The 19,661-nt window shown below is 74.1% G+C and carries 16 protein-coding genes; 9 read left to right on the forward strand and 7 right to left on the reverse strand.

Features of this window, described 5'->3' with window-relative positions; genetic code table 11:
- The first annotated feature begins 254 nt into the window (after window positions 1-254).
- From ACOJVX_RS21430 to ACOJVX_RS21445, 4 genes are all read left to right on the forward strand, one after another.
- Window positions 255-1,094, forward strand: coding sequence for an SAM-dependent methyltransferase (locus ACOJVX_RS21430; RefSeq protein ID WP_418155705.1), 840 nt, complete (start codon window positions 255-257; stop codon window positions 1,092-1,094).
- A gap of 959 nt (window positions 1,095-2,053) precedes the next feature.
- Window positions 2,054-3,178: a J domain-containing protein gene (locus ACOJVX_RS21435; protein ID WP_418155704.1), complete on the forward strand. Its 1,125-nt coding sequence runs from the start codon at window positions 2,054-2,056 to the stop codon at window positions 3,176-3,178.
- A 1,258-nt stretch (window positions 3,179-4,436) separates the two neighbouring features.
- A complete protein-coding gene (locus ACOJVX_RS21440; RefSeq protein ID WP_418155703.1) occupies window positions 4,437-5,426 on the forward strand; it encodes a hypothetical protein in 990 nt (329 codons plus the stop codon).
- 273 nt (window positions 5,427-5,699) lie between these two features.
- Window positions 5,700-5,885 carry a hypothetical protein gene (locus tag ACOJVX_RS21445; RefSeq protein ID WP_026419089.1) on the forward strand — a complete coding sequence of 62 codons (186 nt, stop codon included), beginning with the start codon at window positions 5,700-5,702 and terminating at the stop codon, window positions 5,883-5,885.
- 624 nt (window positions 5,886-6,509) lie between these two features.
- On the opposite strand, the gene ACOJVX_RS21450 is transcribed toward ACOJVX_RS21445, so the two are convergent.
- From ACOJVX_RS21450 to ACOJVX_RS21470, 5 genes are all read right to left on the reverse strand, one after another.
- A complete protein-coding gene (locus ACOJVX_RS21450; RefSeq protein WP_026419090.1) occupies window positions 6,510-7,481 on the reverse strand; it encodes a ferric reductase-like transmembrane domain-containing protein in 972 nt (323 codons plus the stop codon).
- Window positions 7,471-8,802, reverse strand: coding sequence for a hypothetical protein (locus tag ACOJVX_RS21455; protein ID WP_422647056.1), 1,332 nt, complete (start codon window positions 8,800-8,802; stop codon window positions 7,471-7,473). Before ACOJVX_RS21455 ends, ACOJVX_RS21450 begins: the two co-directional genes overlap by 11 nt.
- 121 nt (window positions 8,803-8,923) lie before the next feature.
- Entirely contained in the window at window positions 8,924-10,090 is a 1,167-nt protein-coding gene (locus ACOJVX_RS21460; protein WP_051713364.1) for a SagB/ThcOx family dehydrogenase, read from the reverse strand.
- A gap of 613 nt (window positions 10,091-10,703) precedes the next feature.
- Window positions 10,704-11,624 (reverse strand): NYN domain-containing protein, encoded by a 921-nt coding sequence (locus tag ACOJVX_RS21465; RefSeq protein ID WP_051314017.1) that lies wholly within the window; start codon window positions 11,622-11,624, stop codon window positions 10,704-10,706.
- 121 nt (window positions 11,625-11,745) lie between these two features.
- Window positions 11,746-12,321, reverse strand: coding sequence for a sigma-70 family RNA polymerase sigma factor (locus ACOJVX_RS21470; RefSeq protein WP_026419092.1), 576 nt, complete (start codon window positions 12,319-12,321; stop codon window positions 11,746-11,748).
- Window positions 12,322-12,367: 46 nt separating this feature from the next.
- Here ACOJVX_RS21470 and ACOJVX_RS21475 point away from each other — a divergent pair, with 46 nt between their 5' ends.
- A complete protein-coding gene (locus ACOJVX_RS21475) occupies window positions 12,368-13,141 on the forward strand; it encodes a zf-HC2 domain-containing protein (RefSeq protein ID WP_418154993.1) in 774 nt (257 codons plus the stop codon).
- Between the two features lie 249 nt (window positions 13,142-13,390).
- Here the strand turns inward: ACOJVX_RS21475 and ACOJVX_RS21480 are convergent, their stop codons facing one another.
- On the reverse strand, window positions 13,391-14,074 hold the full coding sequence (locus ACOJVX_RS21480; RefSeq protein WP_245588825.1) for a TetR/AcrR family transcriptional regulator: 684 nt from the start codon (window positions 14,072-14,074) through the stop codon (window positions 13,391-13,393).
- 160 nt (window positions 14,075-14,234) lie between these two features.
- On the opposite strand from ACOJVX_RS21480, the gene ACOJVX_RS21485 reads away from it, so the two are divergent.
- The 4 genes from ACOJVX_RS21485 (at window position 14,235) to ACOJVX_RS21500 (ending at window position 18,751) form a co-directional block, all read left to right on the forward strand.
- Window positions 14,235-15,023 carry an enoyl-CoA hydratase/isomerase family protein gene (locus ACOJVX_RS21485; protein WP_103056168.1) on the forward strand — a complete coding sequence of 263 codons (789 nt, stop codon included), beginning with the start codon at window positions 14,235-14,237 and terminating at the stop codon, window positions 15,021-15,023.
- The gene (locus ACOJVX_RS21490) at window positions 15,016-16,623 is read left to right on the forward strand and encodes an AMP-binding protein (RefSeq protein WP_418154995.1); all 1,608 of its coding nucleotides are present in this window, start codon (window positions 15,016-15,018) and stop codon (window positions 16,621-16,623) included. Before ACOJVX_RS21485 ends, ACOJVX_RS21490 begins: the two co-directional genes overlap by 8 nt.
- A 113-nt stretch (window positions 16,624-16,736) precedes the next feature.
- Window positions 16,737-17,369 (forward strand): GNAT family N-acetyltransferase, encoded by a 633-nt coding sequence (locus ACOJVX_RS21495; RefSeq protein ID WP_026419096.1) that lies wholly within the window; start codon window positions 16,737-16,739, stop codon window positions 17,367-17,369.
- 149 nt (window positions 17,370-17,518) lie between these two features.
- Window positions 17,519-18,751 (forward strand): DUF4241 domain-containing protein, encoded by a 1,233-nt coding sequence (locus tag ACOJVX_RS21500; RefSeq protein ID WP_026419097.1) that lies wholly within the window; start codon window positions 17,519-17,521, stop codon window positions 18,749-18,751.
- A 325-nt stretch (window positions 18,752-19,076) separates the two neighbouring features.
- Here the strand turns inward: ACOJVX_RS21500 and ACOJVX_RS21505 are convergent, their stop codons facing one another.
- A complete protein-coding gene (locus ACOJVX_RS21505) occupies window positions 19,077-19,433 on the reverse strand; it encodes a hypothetical protein (protein WP_155886150.1) in 357 nt (118 codons plus the stop codon).
- Between the last annotated feature and the right edge of the window lie 228 nt (window positions 19,434-19,661).

Below are 19,661 nucleotides of genomic sequence, written 5' to 3' on the forward strand. Positions count from 1 at the left end.
GGTTCGGTTGATGCCGTCGCGGCTGGACCGTCCACCCGCACGAGCTTCCCCAGGCGGGGCGCGCCTCCGCCGGCACGTGCGATCAGCGCAAGATCCAGGCTCGATCGGCGGTGACGAGCAAGGACAGATCACCGGTACTACTACTGCTGGTAGTCGAGCGAGCCGGCAGCGGAGCCACTGTTCACCCTTCGGACCCCTTTGCCTACTCTTTGGGGTGATCCATTTCCGGCGTTACGTGAGTGGGGCTGCTGCACATGTCAGGCGCGGACGAAGCACAGACCGGCGGATTCCTGCCGAGCGAGATCGACACCACCCGGCCCAGCATCGCGCGGGTCTACGACGCGTTCGTGGGTGGGAAGGACAACTTCGAGGTGGACCGCGAGGTCTACCGCCAGATCCTCCAGATCGCCCCCGAGGCCGCCGACACCGGCCGGCTCTGCCGGGCGTGGCTGATCCGGGTGGTCCGGTTCCTCGCGGGCGAGGCCGGGATCACCCAGTTCCTCGACCTGGGTTCCGGGCTTCCCACGGCGGAGAACACGCACCAGGCCGCGCAGCGGGTGAACCCCGAGGCCAGGGTCGTCTACGTCGACAACGACCCGGTGGTCGCCGCGCACGGACGGGCCCTGTTGGAGGAGAACGACCGCACCAGGTTCGTCGCCGGCGATCTGCGGCACCCGGCGACGCTGCTCGCGGACCCGGTCATCAGCGCACACCTCGACCTGTCGCGGCCGATCGCGCTGATCCACTCCAACACCCTGCACCACGTGCCGGACGAGGACCGCCCTGGCGAGGTGATGTCGGCCTATGTCGACGCGCTGGCCAGCGAATCATACCTGGCCATCAGCCACCTGCACATGCCCGCTCCCGACGACGAGCACCACACGCTGGCGCAGGAGGCCCAGGTCAAGTTCCTCCACCTCATGGGCAGCTGCATCTTCCGGAGCCGTGAGCGGATCGCCGGCTTCTTCGACGGCGTGGAGCTGGTGGAGCCCGGTCTCGGCTACCTGTTCGACTGGTGGCCGGACGGCCCGCAGGACACCCCGCCAGCACGCGGGGACCACCTGCTGCTCGGCGGCGTCGGCCGCAAGCCCTGATCGCGGGCCGCGACGGCGAGGGGCGAGGGCGGAGGAGGCGCTGACCGGCCGCCGGGGCTGACCGCCCCGTCCGGGCACGGCACCGGCCAGCGCCGTCCGCACCGGGTCGGGGACCGCACCCCGACCCGGTGCCGGAACCGCCGGCCGCACGGCGAGCCAGGTGGGGATGCCGGATCCGGCCTCGAACCCGTGCGGAGACCGGCGGCACCTCGGACGGACGATCCCGGCGTAGCGGTCGACGGACGCCGTCCGCCAGCGAGCACCGGGCCCCGTCGGTCCGGTGACGGCGACATCCCGTCCTCGGCAACGGAGCCACCCGCCCGCCACCGGTCCGCGCCGAGGGCCACCGACACCGCCGTCGAACCGTGCGACCCCGGCCCGAGACGACCGGGCGAACGGACGCGATCGGCGCCACCTCCTCGCCCGACGGGCTCGGCCCGGCGCCCCGGCCGGTGGAACGCCCGGCTCCGCCAGCGCACCTGGGGAGAACGGCGTGTGCGCGGAGGACGAACGCTCCCCGGCCGCGAACAGCCTGCCGGCCCCACCGCCCGCCGCCCGCCGCCGCGGCCTCCTGTTGGCGCGCTCGGTCGGGCGCGATGGAACACGGACGGGGCCGCTCGGGGCGCGAGGCCGCCGAGAGCGCGGAGCACCGACCCGGAGCACGCGGAGCCACGAGCCCACCCCGCCGCCCCCGAGCACCGGACCAGGCCGCTCCCCCGGTGCGGGGCCGGACGCGGTGTGCGCACCGGACCGGGCGGCGATGCCACACCCGCGAAGCCGACGCCGGGCACCCGGGTGCCGTCACCCACCGTGGGCCTCCCCCGCGAGAGACGTGCCTGACCGCCCCGGCACCATGATCAACGGACGCCCCCGCGAGGCGCACCCGGCGGCTCGCCCCGCCCGGGACGCCTCTCCTACCGTGTCCGCGCACGCACTGACGGCGATCGGAGTTCCGCACCGTGGTCGACCACTACGAACTGCTCGGTCTGTCCCGTGACGCGACCACCGCCGAGGTCAAGTCGGCCTACCGCCAGCTCGCCAAGACGATGCACCCGGACGCGGGTGGCACGGCGGGCGCGTTCCGGCTGCTCCAGGACGCCTACGAGACGCTGACCGACCCGCTCCTGCGCCGCCAGTACGACCGCGACCGTGCCAGGGCCGCCGCGCCGCCGGCCGCTCCAGGGGACTCCCGCTCGCCCTCCCGCTGGCACTCACGGCGACGCGGCCACCGCCGTCCCTTCGGCACCGACCCCGATTTCGTCCCGCCCACGCCCAAGGTGGATCCCGACGACCTCGACTGGTGGACGACCGTCCGGGAGACCGACCACGTCCGGCACGTCCCTCCCGCCGGCTGCGGGCACGCCCCACCCCTCGCGGCCACCGGGCTGTGGGCGGCGCTCCTCGCGCTCGCGCCGGTGATGGTCGGCTCGCCCGTCTCGCTGATGATGTGGCTGCTGCTGGTCGCGGCCGCCGCGGGCTGGGTGATCCGGATCGTGCGCCGCCAGCTGGCCGCGAGCCGGACGGACCGCGCCTTCGCCGAGGAGTTCGGTGACACCCGCGTCTTCGGCCGGCCGGGAGCGGAGCGGGACGAGGTCGCCGAACAGCTCACCGCCGACCTGCTGACGACGTACCTGACCCGGATCCCCGGGGTGCGGATCTTCCACGGGTTGGCCATGCCCGACTCCGTGTTCTCCGATGTCGACCACGCGGTGCTCTGCGGCCGCAGGCTGGTCCTCGTCGAGTCCCGGGCCTGGCTGCCCGGCCACTACGCCGTCGACGAGGACGGGGAGCTCTGGCGCAACGGGCACCCGTTCCGGGGTGGGAGCGTTCGCCTCCCCGACGTGGTCGCCGCCTACCGCCGGCTGCTGCCCGGAGTCGAGGTCCGGGGGGCGCTGCTCCTCTACCCGAGCCGGGCCGGCGAGATCACCACCGAGGAGGACGACGGTTCGATCTCCGCCCCGATGACCCCGGAACGGTTCGTCGACGAGGTCGGCGCATGGTTGGCCGAGGACCCCACGGCCGTGGACGCCAACCTGTTCAAAGCGGTCCTGAACCAGGTGGTGTCCGCCTCGGCCCGCTCCTGACCCGGGCCTTCCGGTGCCGGACGACCCGAGCGGCCGCCAGCGGACGGGATCGGCGTCCCACCCGAGGCATGACCGCGGCCCCGGTGGGGTAGTCAGGAGGTGCCGGCGCGGTCGTGTCCCCCGGGCTCAACACTCGGCCGTCGCGGAATACCGGTCCGGCCGGAGCCGCGTTCGGGTCATCGCCGTGAGGCGACCGCCGCGCCGGCCCTACTTGGGCTCCCGAGCTCCTCCGCCGGAGGGCAACCGCCGTCCGAGTGGCGCTCCCACCACGGTCGGTGTCGTGGACCGGTGCGCGACCAGCTCCGAGGAACGTCCTCCCCACCGGCGGGCCGTGCTGCGCCCGGCGCAGTACGACACCAGGTGCCGTCGGCCATCCGGACCAACCGACCTCGGATCCGTACCCACGGTGACCGAGCTGCGCGACCATGGCGGGAGGCGCAGCGAGCACGGGAGGTCGTGGTGTCGGACCGCACGGAGGCATCACCGCACTCGCCCGCCCAGGAGCGCCGTCGACCAGCTCCTCGACGCCCTCCGCAGCGTGACCGGCGAAGTGCTCGACCACTCGCGCGGCGCGGCGTTCCGAGTAGCCCGTGGGAGGAGACCACCCGGACGCCGCCACCGCGCCGGACATCCCGGTCCCGAGCTTCTTCCGTTCCCCCACGCGGTGTCCCGTCCCAACCCTCGGCCGGTGCCCGACCTCGATTGAGGCATCAGGCCAGCCGGACACTCCGCCACGGTCTCCGCGCAGGTCAGCACGGCCAGACCGCCACGGGGCGCCGCGGGTCAGGCCAGCGGTGAGGGCCACGGCTGAGGAGGGGCGGCACGCGAGCCCGGGCGGGGTCCCTGGCGTCCGGAGGAGCACGAGGGGCGTGGGCTGGACCGCGGGTTCGAACCAGGCCCGCGCCCGGGTGCCCGGCTCGGCCCGGCCGAGGTCCCTCCCAGCCCGACCACGGCCGCCCGACACCGCCGAGTGGCCCACCTGGCGCGCCACCGGCCACCGGCGCCGCTCTCCCCCGGACGCCCCCTCGGCGCGGCGGCCGTCCGCGTGGTCGCCGGTCCCGCCGTGGTCCGCCCGGATGGCGGCGGCTCGGAACGGGAACGGTGCGCACGGGTCCCTCGGGAGGCCCACCCGAACGGCAGCGGCTGCCCGCCGGGCGGTCACGGTGAGCAGTCGAGGCGCACGACGCCGGATGGCCGCTCCATGTCCCGCCGCGACGGATCCGCCGGCGGTGCCACCGCAGCGAGAGGACGAACCGCGATGAGACACCCCGCACGGTCAGGTGGGGAGCGGGAGCCGCAGCGACTGCTGAACCTCGCCGCCGCCGAGCTGCGTCGTGGCCTTGCCCCCGGCTGGTCGTCCGTGCAGGTGCTCTGCCGGGCGGCCGGGCAGCACGCCGAGTGGGAGGTGTGGGTGGTGATGCCGGACGGCACCAGCCACCGCGTCCCACCGCCGGAGGGCCTGCCGCCGCTGCTCGACCGGGTCAGGACGACCATGTACCAGCCGGGGACCGGGACGTGGGTCAGCGGAGTCCTCGTCCTCGACCAGAAGGCGGGTTCCTTCGAACAGCGGTGGGAGTTCGACAGGGAACCCCGCTGGGCCATCCGACCTCCCCCCTCGGTCTGGCTGGAGGAGCTGCGCCGACACCCCCGGGACGACGAACGGCTGCCCAGCTGGTGGCGGGACCACCTGGCGCGGGTCCAGCCGACCGGGACCTCCCCCGCCAACCAACGCCCACCCACCGAGGTGGCGGCCCCGCCGACCCCCGACCGGCCGGACGGGGCACCGCGACGCGGCCGGGCCCGGCCGGGCAGGGACCGCCGCGCGACGGCCGGCCCGCCCACGGCCCCCGGCACAACCCCAGCGGCGACCCGCGCCGAGTTGCGCCAGGCACGGGTGTTCGACGGTTCCGACCCCGACGGTCGCCCCCGTGCCACCCGCGAACAGGTCCCCCCCGCCGAACGCTCTCCCCTGCTCTCCTACCTGGAGAACGCGCCGACCGTGTCGGCCGTGGCCACCGGCCCCGACGAACTGGACCCCGCCCTGCCGGCCACCGTGCCGCACACCCTGCACTCCGACGGCGTCTGGGTCTGGTCCGGTGCCGTCCCCTACTACCTGCGCGAACACAACGTCCCCCCCGAACCGGACCTGGTGGCGCACGTGCGGTCGCGCCGGTTCCGGCTCCCCGTGCCGCCGGCGGCCGAGCTGGACCCGGTCCCCGGGAGCGTCGAGGAGCACGCCGAGGAATAGACCGAGGGAGGACGGCGTTGATCCGAGCGGTCGGCACGGGGCTGGTCCCCCGGGCTCAACACTCCTACCGTCGCGGAACACCGGTTCGGCCGGAGCCGCGTTCGGATCTCCGCCGAGAGGCGACACCCGTGCCGACCCCGACCCTCACCGATCCGCCCGCTCCCAGCGTCCGACTTCCCTCCCGCCGCTCCCGCGAACGGATCCGGCCCCGAAATCCTCAGGCGGATGTGCTCCGGACGCGTCCCGGCGACGACCTCGGGGTACCCCAGGAGCATGGAACGACACGACCGAGACGGGCTGAACCCGCAGCCGCCCCTGGCTCCGGACACGCCCACCCCGCCGGAGCTGGACGTCCGGCTACCGGAGTTGGACATCGACGCGGAGGACCTGGCGGCGGTGGACCCGGAGCTCGACACGGCGGACTCGGTGGACAGCTCCGACCAGGAACCGCCGGACTGACGTTGCCGCCGGTGCTGGCTCGACAGCGCCGGGGCCGCGGGTCCGCCCGGTCGCGGCCGCACTCCTAGTGCCGAGCCGCCCCGGTGGGTCCACGTTCGAGGAGGAGGCCCGATGACGCGCGACCGCCGACGGCGCCGGGGTGCGGGTGCGCGTGGCTCCCCGTCCTCGCCGCGTCCCGCCGACGGGACCCGTCACTCCACCTCCCGAGCCCCCGACGACCCGGCTCGACGGGATCGGGAGGAACCATCACCGGACTTCCCGGGCACACCCGAGCCGGACGACAGCCCACGGGAACCCACCCGTGACGACGTGCCGCCCGTGCCGGAACCCGACGAGCAGCCGACCTGGCCGGAACCCGACGCGGTCCCGCCCACCCCGGAACCACCACGTCACCCCCGCCGGCCGCACCCCGACCTCGGTCCGGACAGCGCACCCCCCGCATAGGCGCGAGCGCCCCAGCCGCGTCCCTCGTGCGCAAGGGCCTCACCAGCCCAGCTCCGCCACGGCCATCGGTCGGCGCCCCCCGGCTCGCCTCGTCCCGGGGTCCGCTGGCCCTCGCCGACGATGATCGGAGGCCGGCGCCCGCGCCGGCGCTCGGCCTCCCACTCCGCTGCCGTGCCACCGTCAGTGGCCGTGTCCCGAGTGGTCGTGCCCCTCGTGGTCCCCGTGGTGGTCGTGCCCCCCACCGTCACTCGTGCTGGTCTTCGGGTAGTCCTCGCGGTCGGCGCCCCCGGTGTTGCCGGTGGCGATGACGACGAGCAGCGCCACCACGACCGCCGCCGCACCGAGCCGCAGCACCAGGGAACCGACGTCGCGCGCGCTGAGGCCAGCGGACCACTCCGAGGGACGCCACGGCACCCGTTCACCACGCCGAGCCGGGTACAGGAGCCGCCACAGGAACAGCAGGGCCACCGGGATCTGCATCACCCAGAGAACGGTGCGCAGGCCACCCGTGAACCACACGTTGGTGCCCCACAGGAACGTGTGCCAGATCCCGAGCACGTAGACGACGATGATGAACCGGTGCGTCATCCGCCACAGGCGAGGGCCCATCCGGTTCCGCACGTAGTAGGTCAGCCCCATCGGCAGGGCCAGCCAGAAGGCGATCACACCGATCGCCACCGCGAACCGCCCTGGCGCGTGCGAGTAGAGCCCGGGCACGAACGCGCCGAGCAGGTCGTTCCCGCTGTCCCAGCTGAGCACCAGGGCGTGGGCGAATATCAGGGCGATGACCGTCAGGCTGGTCGTCCGGTGCAGCCGTTCGATGGTGGCGGGACGCAGCCTGATCCACGCCGGCCGGCTCCCGCCCACGAGCAGGCCGAACAGCACCGTGACCCAGGACCACAACAGGGCCGACCAGCCGAAAGCCTGGCTGAGCCAGTAGGGCCAGTTCGCGGCGGCGTCGGCCATGAAGGGCATCACCAGGGCCGTGTCCGACGTGCCGTTGTCGATCCGCCAGTGCAGGATCCCGTAGACCGACGCCGTCACCAGCAGGGCGATCGCCAGGTCCGGCAGCATGGCTCTGAGGTCGGACCGCAGGGTGCGGTCCCTCCTGTCGCGGCGCGGAGCGGGCGCCGCTGGTTCGTCAGTGTGCATTGCTCCTGGTCCTCCTCGTTCGCCCCGGCCGGCCACGGTGCCGACCGGGTGGGTCGCCGGCCCTTCCCCGGCCGGCGGACGACGGCGGTGTGGTGCTCCCCGCCGCCGAGATCTCCCCGTCCACCACGGCCAGCCGACCGCGACACGCGAGCGCCAGCAGCGCGGCGAGTCCGCCGGAGGAGGCCGCGGCCAGGACGGCGGGCTGGTATCCGGACGACGCCGCCAGGCCGCCGAGCGCGTTGCCGGCGGCGGCGCCGGTGAAGGTCGCGGTGATGCCGCAGGCGACGGCCTCGGTGCCGGCCCCGGCGCGGGCGTGGCGGGCCACGAGATCGAGGGTGTGGACCACGACGGGCCCCGACCACCAGCCCGCGGTGGCGGCCAGCGCCACCGGTGTCACGGGCCCCTCGTCGACGGCGAGGAGCAGGGTGGCCGCCGTGTACCCGGTCAGGAGCAGCGGTATCGCTCGCGCCGGCGTGGCCCCGGCACACCGGCCACCGGACCACGGCCCACCGCGCACGCCGCCCACCCCGAACGACGCCACCGCGAGGCCGAGCACCCCGGACATGGTGTGTCGGCGCCCCAACACCGCGAACGCGACGCGCAGGGTGCCCAGCACACCGCCGTCCACCGCGGCGACGGCCAGTACCAGGGGGCACGGGGACGCGGCGAGGGCGGCGAGCACGCCCCTGGGCCGGCGACGCCTCCTCGCGCCAGCACCGGGTACGTCACCACCCGGGGCCGGGTACCGGCGGGCGCGGTCGGCCCGCCGCCGCCCCTCAGCGTCCCGGGTGGCCAGCAGTGCGAGGAACCACGACGCCACGCGGAGGACCAACACCACCCCGCCCGGCACCGTCGTGGCCGACCCCGCCGCCACCGCGATCGCGGCCGCCGACAGCGGACCGCCCACCAGGGCGAGGTCAAGGGTCGCGGCGTCCACCCCCAGCGCGGCCCGCCGGGTTCCCGGTGCGGGCACCACCTCGGACCAGGGGGCCCGCTGCTCCGGGGCCACCCGGAGCAGGGTGGCCCCGGACGCGAACGCCACCAGCACCGGGGCCGGCCCGGCGGCCGGCCCGCCCAGCGCGACCACCAGTGTGACGAAGCAGCCCGGGTTGGTCGGGGCGAGGACCACCGTCGACCGCCGAGGGCCGAACAGGTCCACCCGCCGACCCTGCCACGGCACGGCCGTCGCGTCGCCGATCGCCGCCGCGCCGCTCACCCACCCAGCATGTGCGTGGGAATCCGTGGCCTGTACCGCCAGCAGCAGCACTCCCACCGGGTACGTCCGGAGCGCCACCCTGGAGAGCAGTGCGACGGCCACCATCCCGGTGACCCCTGGTTGACCAGCGAGTTCCCGGTAGCGGGACGGCAGGGGTCGCAGCGGCCAGCTCCGGCTGGCCGCTGGTGCTCCGTCTCCTCCGGACGCGGCTGGTCGGCCGGCCGGCTCAGCCGGTTCCGTGGGGACCCGCCGTCAGACTCGACCGGTCGACCAGCCCGGCGCGGGTGACCCCCTTCGGCATGCCGTTCTCGGCGAGGACGGGATGTCCCGCGCCGAACATGTAGACCGTGCCCTCCTCGAAGCCGTCGACACCGAGGGAAGCGTCGGTCTCGTCGTCCCGGAACGCGGCGCTCTGCCAGGCGCCCAGCCCGAGCGCGGTGGCCGTCAGCACGAAGGTCTGGCCGAGGTGTCCCGCGCTGAGCAGGGTCACCCGCAGGGCCCGCGAGTTCCGGTACTTGTACATGGTCCGTTCGAACACGGCGGTCACGAAGCACACGAACGCCGAGGGCGTGCACATCTCCGACTCGTAGGTCAGCCGGTGCAGCCGGGCCCGGTCGAAGTCGGCGTCCACCAGTTCGAGCGCGTGCGACTCCCCGTCGTAGTGGTACAGGCCGGGCGGGACCCCCTCCACGTCGAGCACCGCCACGTAGCCCTCGAGTTCGTGGCGGGCGCCACCGCACGGGCTGGTGCGCAGCATGAGCGTTCCCAGGTCACCGGCGTCGTAGAGCTGGGTGGGCGCGAAGGTGTAGTGCAGGACCGAGGACAGGTCCCGCATGCTCACCTCCGCCCCGGTGAACACGCGGTGGGTGCGGCGGCGCAGCAGGACGTCGCCGAAGTCGTCGGTCATCCGCCGCACGTCACGAGGCAGGTAGACCCGGGGAGCCCCCGGGTAGTGCTTGAAGATCGCCGGCGGGGTCCCCCCGGTCTCCCGCACCCAGCGCGCGTCCGCCCGCCGCTGTTCCACGCTGTCGCCGGTGTAGATCGCGTTGCGGGTGCCGAAGTGGAAGAACCGCGCGTCCTCGCCCCAGTCGCGCCAGGCCGTCAGGAACCGTTCCTCCCGGTCGGCGGCCGACCTGGGGACGAGCAGCCCGTCCTCGGCGAGGAGTTCCACCGCGGCGCGGACCGAATCGGGATCGTGGTCGGGGTGGTCGGCGACCACCGCCTCCACGTCGGTCCACTCCTCGAACAGGCTGAGCAGCCGCACCGCCTCGGCGTCCACCGCCACCGCGTTCTCCGTCTCCTCGTCGGTGGAACGCGGTTCCAGGTAGTTCTCCGCGGTGAGTTCGCCGTCGTGCCAGTACAGGGCGAGACTGCGCGCGCGTCGGTATTCCATGCCACCCCTGCTTCCGCTGCTGGGTCGGCCGCGCTCGAACGGCCGTGGACAAGCTTGACGTCGGGACCGGTGGGACCGACCCGGCTCCGCCCCCGCCACCGGGCGCGGGTGGGAGGGCCGGGAACGCGGTGGGGACCGCGTTCCCGGTGGGTCGGCGGCCCGGCGGCGTCCGAGGACACCGGGCCGGACCGCCGACCGTCAGCCCGCGGCACCGTTCGGCGACGCGGGTCCCCGCCCGGATCAGGCGTGGTTGTTCAGGATGCGGGTGCGGGTCCGCTTGCGACGCACCTTCAGCTCGACCTTCTTCTTCATCGTCGGCACCTCCCTTCACGATCGGCGGGACCGGGACGGGGTGTCCCGGCACTCGCGCCGGAACGGAGCAGGCGGTGCGACAGGCTGGTACCTCGGCGGCCGCACCTCCGGCGCTCGTCACCCCACGAGTCGCCCGGGACGCCCCCCTGGTTCCCGGCTCCGGCGCAGTGTTCCGCTCGTCCCGGCCGCGACCAGCGCTTTCCGCCACGACTATCACCCGGGTGGACCAGCGGCCGCCGCTCCGCCGGGCAGAGCGGGACAGGGCGGGCCGCCCGGCGTCCGGGGCCGAGGCAGCCGAAGGTCAACCCGGTTCGGCCAGCTCCGAGTCGGTGGCCGGGTGGGGCGCGTCGGGCTGGGGCACCAGCCCGACCACGATGTCGGAGCCAGAACGCCCCACCTCGCGGACCACCTCGGCGGCGACGAGGAGCTCGCGGAACCGGGTGAAGCCGTACCGCGACTCCCTGAACTCGGGGTCCACCCGCAACATCCAGGTCTTCAACGCGCTCGCGGTGGCCCGCGCGCTCCCAGCGGACTCGAAGGCCCGGCGCACCAGCGCGACCACCTCGTCGAGCGGGCCGGGCGCCCCGACGGGTTCCTCCCCACCGCCGGCGCCGACCTCGGGCGGCGGGTCGTCGCCGGTCGGCGTCGGACACCGGGACTCCGCCGAAGGCCCGGGAGAGGGGGCACCCGACCCGGTCGACATCCCCGCGAGAAGCCCGTCCCACACCACGTACTCGGAGCAGACGGAGGCGAGCCTCGGGCTCGCCGCCCGCCGAGGGCCGACGCCGACGACGCGACGGCCGTGCTCCCGGAGTTTCGTGACGAGCGGGGAGAAGTCGCTGTCACCGGTGGCCACCACGACCGTGTCGAGGTCCGGGTGGACGAGGAGCGCCTCCATCGCGTCGACGGCGATGCGGATGTCGGCCGCGTTCTTCCGGGTCGCCCCGTGCCCGACCTGGATCAGGTCCACGCCCGCGTGTTCGAGGACCTGGTGGTACCGGCGGAAACGGGGGTCGGCCCAGTCCGCGTAGCCGCGCCGGATGCGGGCGCCGCCCCACGCGTGGCACAGCCATCGGACGACCGCCGCCGCGACGCCGTCCTCGGCGAGCGCGGGACCCGTACCGAGCACGAGGTTCTCGACGTCCAGGTACAACGCCACCTGTCCCCGCCGCCGCGACGCCGTCCTCGGCGAGCACGGCACCCACCGTTCGTCGAAGGCCATTCCCAGCCCACCTCCCCGCCCGGCTGGCCCCGGCCGCACCACCCACGACGGCGACGTCCGCCTGGTGGTGGCCTCCCGGTGGCTCTGCGGGCCTGCCCGCCCGGCCCCGGCCCTCCCGAAGTCAGCCGGTCCCCGACCGCGCCCCGTCGAGCGCGCGCATCAGATCGTCCCGGGCCCGGGCCACCCGGGACCGCACGGTCCCCACCGGGCACCCGCACACCTCGGCGGCCTCCTGGTAGGACAGCCCCAGCACCTGGGTGAGGACCAGGACCTCCCGCCGCTCCGGTTCCAACTCGTCCAGCAGGAGGTCGAGTTCGACCGCCCCCTCGAAGCCGCCCGAGGTGCGCCGCACCCGGGAGTGCGCGGCCTCGGCCGACCGTTCCCAGTCCTGCCCGCCCACCACCGTGGGACGCCGACCGGCGTAGCGGAGCTGGTCGACCACCGCTCGCCGCGCGATCGAGAGCAGCCAGGCACGGGCCGAGGAGCGCCCCTCGAAGGAGGGCAGCGCGCGCAACGCCCGCAGGTAGGTCTCCTGGGTCAGGTCGTCCGCGCTGTCCACGGTGGTCAGATGGGCGGTGAACCGCCACACGTCCCGCTGGGTGGCGCGCACGAACGCCGCGATCGCCTCGCGGTCCCCCGTGCCAGCCGCCACGGCCAACCGTGTGGTCTCGTCGTCGAAAACCCCACGCCAGGTCACAGATCAGTAGCGTAGCGCAGTGTCCCTACGGAACCGTGTCTGCCGAATGGCCGACAATCAGGGTGTGGAGTGCGAGACCTGCCGTGAAGCGTTGTCGGCCCGCATCGACGGGGAACGGGAACCGGTACCGGCCGAGGTGGTCGCGCGACACCTGGAGTCCTGCGCCCCCTGCGTCTTCTGGTACCGACGCGCGCAGGCCCTGACGCGATCGCTGCGGGTTCGTCCCGCGCCACGCGCACCGGACCTCGTCGACGCGGTCCTGCTGGCCGCTCCCGCTGTCGGAACTCGGCGGCGGCGGCCCCCGGCCCACCTGGCGGTCAGGATCGCGTTGGCCGTCGTGGCGGTCGTCCAGGTCCTGATCGCCGTCGGGCCCTACCTGGGTGTCGACTTCGGATTCGGTCACGACCACTCGGGTGAGCCACACCTGCTGAACGAGAGCACCGCCTGGAACGTGGCCCTGGGCCTCGGCATGTTGTGGGCGTCGTTCCGAGTGGAACACGCGCGGGGCATGGTGCCGGTGTTCGCGGGCTTCCTGGTGGTGTTGGCCGGGTTCTCGGTCTGGGACCTGGTGCGGGGCCAGGCACCCGTCGAGCGGGTGGCCTCCCACCTGGTCCTGCTCGTCGGCCTGGTCCTGCTCGTCGTGGTGCGCCGCCGGTCCTCCGGCCGCAGTCCCACCCCGGGTCGGCCGGATGTCGGCGACCGGCGGGTGAACGAGGCGGCGGACCGGGACTCGCGGGAGTCCGGGGAGGCGGACGGCTCCCCGCTGCCGGGCCGGCACCTGCACTCGGCGAGTTCCGAACGACACTCCTGGGTGGCCTGATCGGGGCCGGACCACCCGCGACACCCCTGTCAGCGCCCCGAAACGCCCGAGACGTCACCACCCGCCCGTACCAGTGGCACCCGCCGACCCCGCCGGCCCGCCGGCTGCGCGGGGCTTCCCGCCGGCACCACCGACGGCCGCTCACCGGCCGGGGTCGCCCGCACCGCCCGAGGAACCGCGACCGCGCCGCGCGGGGCGGCGCCCCACCACCACCGCGGCCCACGACCCTGGGCAGGCGGGATCCGCCGGTCACCCGCCCCCTGGCCCGGACCAGATCTCACCGACCAGGCCCCGGCACCAGTCCACCTCGTCCACGAGTTCCAGTTCCTCCGCCCCCAACACCCGCGACGCGAGCTGGGCGTGCCCCAGCGCCACCTCGGACAGCGCCATCGGCCCTCCCGGGTCGTACCAGCGGGCCACACCGGTGCACATCTCCAACAGGGCGAGCCGCGCCATGCCGGGCGCCTCCACCCGGAAGGCGCCCGAGGCGCGGCCCTCGTCGATCGTGGCCCGCCAGTAACGCTCGTACTCGTCGCGCAGCGACATCACCCCGCCCCGGCGGTCCCCCGACAACGCGCGCAGTTCCCCGTCGACCACCCTGGTCTCCCTCGGCCTGAGGGCGTGGGTGAGGACGTGCAGCTGCACCAGCGCGTTCATCCTAGGACCGGCCCCCGCCCGCTGCTGGGTCACCCGTTCGGCGGCCAGGACGAGCCGACGCAGCCCACGGGACATGACATCGGCGAGCAGGTCCTCCTTGGTGCCCATGTAGTGGTAGAGCGTCGCCGAGGACAGTCCCGCCTCCTCCGCCAGCTCCCGGATGCCCACTCCGTGGAAGCCCCGTTCCGACCACAGCCGTACCGCGGCGGCCCTGATCCGTTCCTCCGCGCCGACGGCGCCTCGCTGCGGCATTCCCGCCCCCGTTCCCGTCCGCATCACGCTCCGCGAGCGCCACGGCCGCGAGCAGGACGAACACCCGGTGACCGGTCACGCGCGGTACGTGCCCGGAGCGGGGTATTGACGACGTGAACACCCCGCTCCTACCGTCCGGTCCTGACTCTATCGATCGATCGATCGGACCGCGGAGGCGCCGGGGATGACCGTTGACTACCAGTACGAGAACGGGATCGCCTGTCTCCACCTCAACCGGCCGCACCGGCTGAACGCCGTCGTCCCCGAACTGACCGAGGCGCTGATCGACGGCCTGCGCCGCGCGGGCGGGGACGGTGCGGCCGTGGTGGTCGTGGCCGGGCGGGGACGCGCGTTCTGCGCGGGACACGACCTGCGGGAACCCACCCCCGAGGAGGACCCGCTCGGCACCAGGGCCAGGGTGGACCGCCTCCAGGACGTCACCAGGGAGATCCGCCGGTTCCCCGGGCCGGTGATCGCCGCGGTCCACGGCTACGCGCTCGGCGCCGGCTGCGAGTTCGCCCTCGCCTGCGACCTCGTGGTGGCGGCGGAGGACGCGTCCTTCGGTTTCCCCGAGGTCGGGGTCGGCCTCAGCGTCACGGGCGGCATCTCACGCCTCCTGCCCCTGGCGGTCGGCCCGATGCGGGCCAAGGAGGCGCTGATGCTCGGCGACCGGCTGGACGCGGAGACGGCCTCGGGACTCGGCCTGGTCAACCGGGTGGTCCCCGTCGGGACGCACGAGGCCGCCGCCCGCGAGCTGGCCGAGCGGTTGCGGGAGCGGCCCCGCACCGCGCTGACCCTCGCCAAACGTGTGCTCGACAGCGGGATGGACCACACCCTGGAACAGGCCATGTCGGTCGAGCTGGACCACGCCGTCACGACCCGCTTCACCTCGGAATCCGATGTGGGTCGGCAGGAGTTCGAGCGTCGCCGCGCCGACACGGGCTCCGACCCCGGGCGGGTCCGCCATGAGTGAGCTCGCGACGGGACCCGGTGGGCTCGCCGCCCACCGGGTGCCGGACCTGGTCACCGCGGTCCGGCGCGCGGCGGAGCGGTGGCCCGACCGGGTGGCCTGGACCTTCGACCTCGACCCGGGGTCGGCGGACCCGGACACCCCCCGTGCCGCGCCGGTCCGGCTCACCTTCGCCGAGGTGGACCGGCGCACCGCCCAGGTGGCGGCGGCACTGCGGGCCCGGGGGGTGCGCGCCGGCCACCGGGTGGCGGTCCTGCTGCGCAACCGGCCCGAGTACCCCCTGGTCTGGCTCGGTCTCGCCCGGCTCGGCGCGGTGATGGTCCCCGTCAACGCGAAGTACCGCGGCGTCGACACCGAGCACCTGCTCCGCACCGCCGGCACCCATGCCGTCGTGACCTCCCCGGAGTTCACGGACCTGCTCGCCGCGTTGCCCGCCACGCTTCCCGGCCTGGCGAACGTCCTCCTGGCCGAAGACCTGGCGACCGACCGGGGGGCGGCCCCCGTCGAGGACCACCAGCCGGAACCGGAGGACACGGTGAACATCCAGTTCACCTCCGGGACCACCGGTCGTCCCAAGGGATGTGTGCTCTCCCACCGGTACTGGACGGTGCTCGGCGGCGGCATGGTGGCGGAGTTCCCGCGCCTGGGCGAGGCGGACGTGCTGCTCACGGCGCAGCCCTTCTCCTACGTCGACCCGCAGTGGAACGTCGTGGCGGCCCTGTTGGCCGGGGCGGAACTGGTGGTGCTCGACGGCTTCCACCCGAGCAGCTTCTGGTCGCGGGTGCGGGAACACCGGGTGACCTACTTCTACTGCCTCGGGGCGATGCCGACGCTGCTGCTGCGGATGCCCCCCTCCGTCGCCGACCGGGACCACCGGGTGCGGGCCGTGCAGTGCTCCGCGATCCCTCCCGCCCTGCACGGCGAGTTGGAGCGGCGCTGGGGCGTGCCCTGGTACGAGGCGTTCGGGATGACGGAGACCGGAGCGGACATCAGGGTGGGTGCCGAGGAGCACGACGAGCTGGTGGGCACCGGTTGCCTCGGCCGCCCCACCCGTTCCCGGGAGGTGCGGATCGTCGACTCCGACGGGAACCCGGTGCCCACGGGGCTGGTCGGCGAGCTCACCCTGCGGGGGCCCGGGATGATGCGCGGCTACCTCGACGATCCCGAGGCCACCGCCCGCGTCATCCGACAGGGCTGGTTCCACACCGGGGACCTGGGTCGACTGGACGAACGAGGGCGGGTGTACCACTGTGGCCGGTTGAAGGACATGGTCCGGCGGGCCGGGGAGAACATCGCGGCCAGGGAGGTGGAGGAGGTCCTGCTCACCCACCCGGCCGTGCGACTGGCGGCGGTCACCGGTGTCGTGGACGAGCTTCGCGGGGAGGAGGTCAAGGCCTACCTGGCGCTGCGGGAACCGGACGCGGTGTCCCCCTCCGACCTGGCCGAGTTCTGCGCCAGCCGCCTGGCCGCCTTCAAGGTTCCCCGCTACTGGGAGTTCCACCCCGACCTCCCCAGGACGGCGTCCGAGCGGGTCACCAAGGCGGTCCTCGGGGAACTGGGCGGCGCGGTGTTCGACCGGTCCACGGGTTCCTGGTCGCCGTGACCCAGCCGCCCCGACCCGAGGCGCGGCATGGCTGCCCGGGTGGGCCGCCCGACGCGTCACGGCGGCGATGCCAGCACTCCCGTTCCACCCGCCCACGAGGTCTGCGAGAAGCGATGAACACGTCCCTGTCCCCCGTCTCCGCCCTGTCCGCCGAGGCGGCGGCCCGGTTGCGCCACATCTACGAGAGCGGGTTCGCCGAGCACCTCCGGGCCCCGTTCACCGAGGCGGTGGCCTCGGGACGGCAGGACGAGGAGGCACTGGCGCTGGTCGACGGCGACGGCGCACCGCTCGGCCTCGCGGTGCTGCGTCATCTCGGCGACACGCGATGGACCTACCTGCGGTACTTGGTCGTTGACGAGTCCCAGCGGGGGCGGGGGGTCGGCGCCGCGTTGTGGCGGGCGATGACGTCCCGGCTCGCCGCCGGGGGGCGGTCCCGGCTGCTCTGGGACGTCGAGGATCCGGAGGAGGACGGTGTCGACGAGGTCGAGGAGCTGGTCCGGCGCCGGCGCATCCGGTTCTACGAGCGTCAGGACGGCGTGTTGCTCCAGGTCGAGGGGTACCTCACCCCTCACGACACCCCGGGAGGGCGGCCCCAGTGGGACCCGATGCGGCTGATGACCGCCCGACTCGCCCCGGGGGAGGAGGCGCACCTGCGGGACCTGGTGATCGCCGTCTACCGGCACCGGTGGGGTCTTCCCGAGGAACACGCCGTCGTCGCCAGCACCCTGGACCGGTCGGGGCTCTGACGTCGGAACCCGCTGCTCCCACCCGCGCCTGGTCGCCGCCCGGTCCGGGTGCGCGGCGGTGGGCGCCCTGGCCGGGGCGCCCGGCGGAACCGGTCGTACCGGGCACCGGCTAGTTTCCCGGGCGGAACCCGAGGAGCTGGAGGACGGCCATGACAGCGCCGATCATGAACGTGCGGTACGGCGAGGACTGGGACGCGGATGCCCGTGACCTGCTCGGGCCGCTGCGCACCGCGACCGCGCGGGCGCGGCACGAGGCCGGGTCCCGGTACGCGGTGCTGCTGTCCAACGGGGACGCCCCGCAGGCCCTGCTCCAGGTGGGCGTGGCCGACCGCTACCTGGGCGTGTGGCTGTTCGACGGGCAGCGGCGCCGGGCGGCCCGCATCGAACTGCGGGAGATGCTGGAGGGGCGGCTCTTCCCGCTGGCGTTGGAGCACTGGGGTTACCAGGCCGAGGACCAGGCCGAGTTCGACCCGGGTGCCGCCCTCCACCGCGAACGGTACGACCACCGTGGCCGGGTGACGGTGCACCGGGAGCCGCGAGGCGCCGACGGACCCGCCAGCGAGACGGTGAACGTCATCGACGCCGACCCGTTGTGGAGGGACTTCCCCGAGTTCGGGGACTGGGTCCCCCTGCTGACCAGCCTCTCCGGCGCCTCCACTTCGACGTCCACCCCGCGTCCGACCCTTCGGGAGGCGGAGGACTCCGAGGTGGTGGAGACCCCGGTTCCGGCCGGGACCCGGTTGTGGGAGCCGCCGCGCCCCCTGCTGCCGGAGCGGCCGGATCGCCTCTTCGTCGAGGGCTGCCGGTCCGTGTTCCGCGACGGGCGGCCCGCGCTCAGCCGGGACCCGCTCGCGGCGGGGACGCTGGTGCTCCCGACCGGCCGGGTGGTGACCGCCGACCCGCATTCGGTGGAGGCGGACACCGATCCGCTGGTCGTGCGCCTGCCGAAGGGACGGCATCCGGTCGAACTCGCGCTGGTCGACACGGAGCGGCCGGGAGAGGGACCGCTGGTGGCCGCCGCGCGCGTCCGGTGGGGTGGCGGTGTCCCGACGAGCTGGGAACCGGCGCTGCGCGCGGGCCAGGACCCGCTGGAACTGCGCGCGGGGGAGTTCTTCGGTTTCGGTGTGGACTCCGGGCTGGCCTGCCTCTGCGCGGCCGAGGCCACCGGATGGGCGGCACGCGTGGTCAGCGAGGACGCGGTCCCGCCGGTGGACGTGGAGAAGCCGGTCGAACTGGTGGACTCGTCGTCCGGGGGTTCGCTGGTGGTGTTCCGGGCCGGGGAGGGGGACGGCAGCTACCCGACGTGGCTGGGACGGGACGCGGAGGGCGCACCGTGCGCGCTGGTGGTCGACTTCCTCCTCGTCTCCACCGAGGACGAATAGCTCGCCGGGGGGCGCCTCGCGATGCCCCCTGGGACGGGGAGAACTGCCGTTCCCGGTGACCCTGCTGCCACTCCCCTGAGCCGGTGCGGGAGCGGACCGAGTAGAACGGGCAGCCGGTTGAGCGGGTGACGTACCAGCGCGACAACTCGGGTCCGCCGCCGACGGGGGGGAGGCGGGGATCGTCGACGGCGGACCGAGTTGGGGCGGTTCGGTGCCGGGCGGGGGGCGGCACGGCACCGAACCGCGTTCCGCACGACCCGGGGAGGCGTGAGGCGCGGGAGAGACGACGGGGACATCGTCTTCGCCGCCCCGGGTTGGCGGTGGTTCAGCTGAGGCAGCCCGAGCGGGGCGCGGGAGCCGCGATCAACGGGGACAACCAGAGGTCGGGTGGGGGAAGTTCGAGCAGTTCGTTGAGGGTGTCGGCCAGGTGCCCGCCGCGCTGCCAGACGATGCCGCCCCGGCTGCCCGCCTGGTCGAGGACCATCCGGACGGCGACCGTGTCGGTCATGTCGTAGACGTAGACGGCGTCGAGGTACTGCTTCTCCCGCCGGTAGCCGACCACGCAGGACAGCTCACCGGCATCGTCGGTCATCAGCTCGAAATCCCAGCCGGCTTCCTTGATGAGCGCGAGACAGGAAAGCTCCGGATATTCGCGAAGCGCCTGCTCCCGGGTAATCGCCATGACCCCTCCTCGCCACCTCGACTCCGGACGGCGTTCCGGGTCGCTGCCGATCGCCTGGGGCGATGATGCCACACCGTGCACATTCTACCCAACTAGTTCATATTGTGCACCACATGAATTGGTTTCGGAAGCCATGAACGCCAGTCGAGGACAAACCGCGATGATCAGCGGAAATGGCGGGAGACACCGTCCCGAAAGTCGGTTTGCGTAGATAGTGCACAATGATTT

The sequence above is a fragment of the Actinoalloteichus caeruleus genome, assembly GCF_049311605.1.
Lineage (GTDB): Bacteria > Actinomycetota > Actinomycetes > Mycobacteriales > Pseudonocardiaceae > Actinoalloteichus_B > Actinoalloteichus_B caeruleus.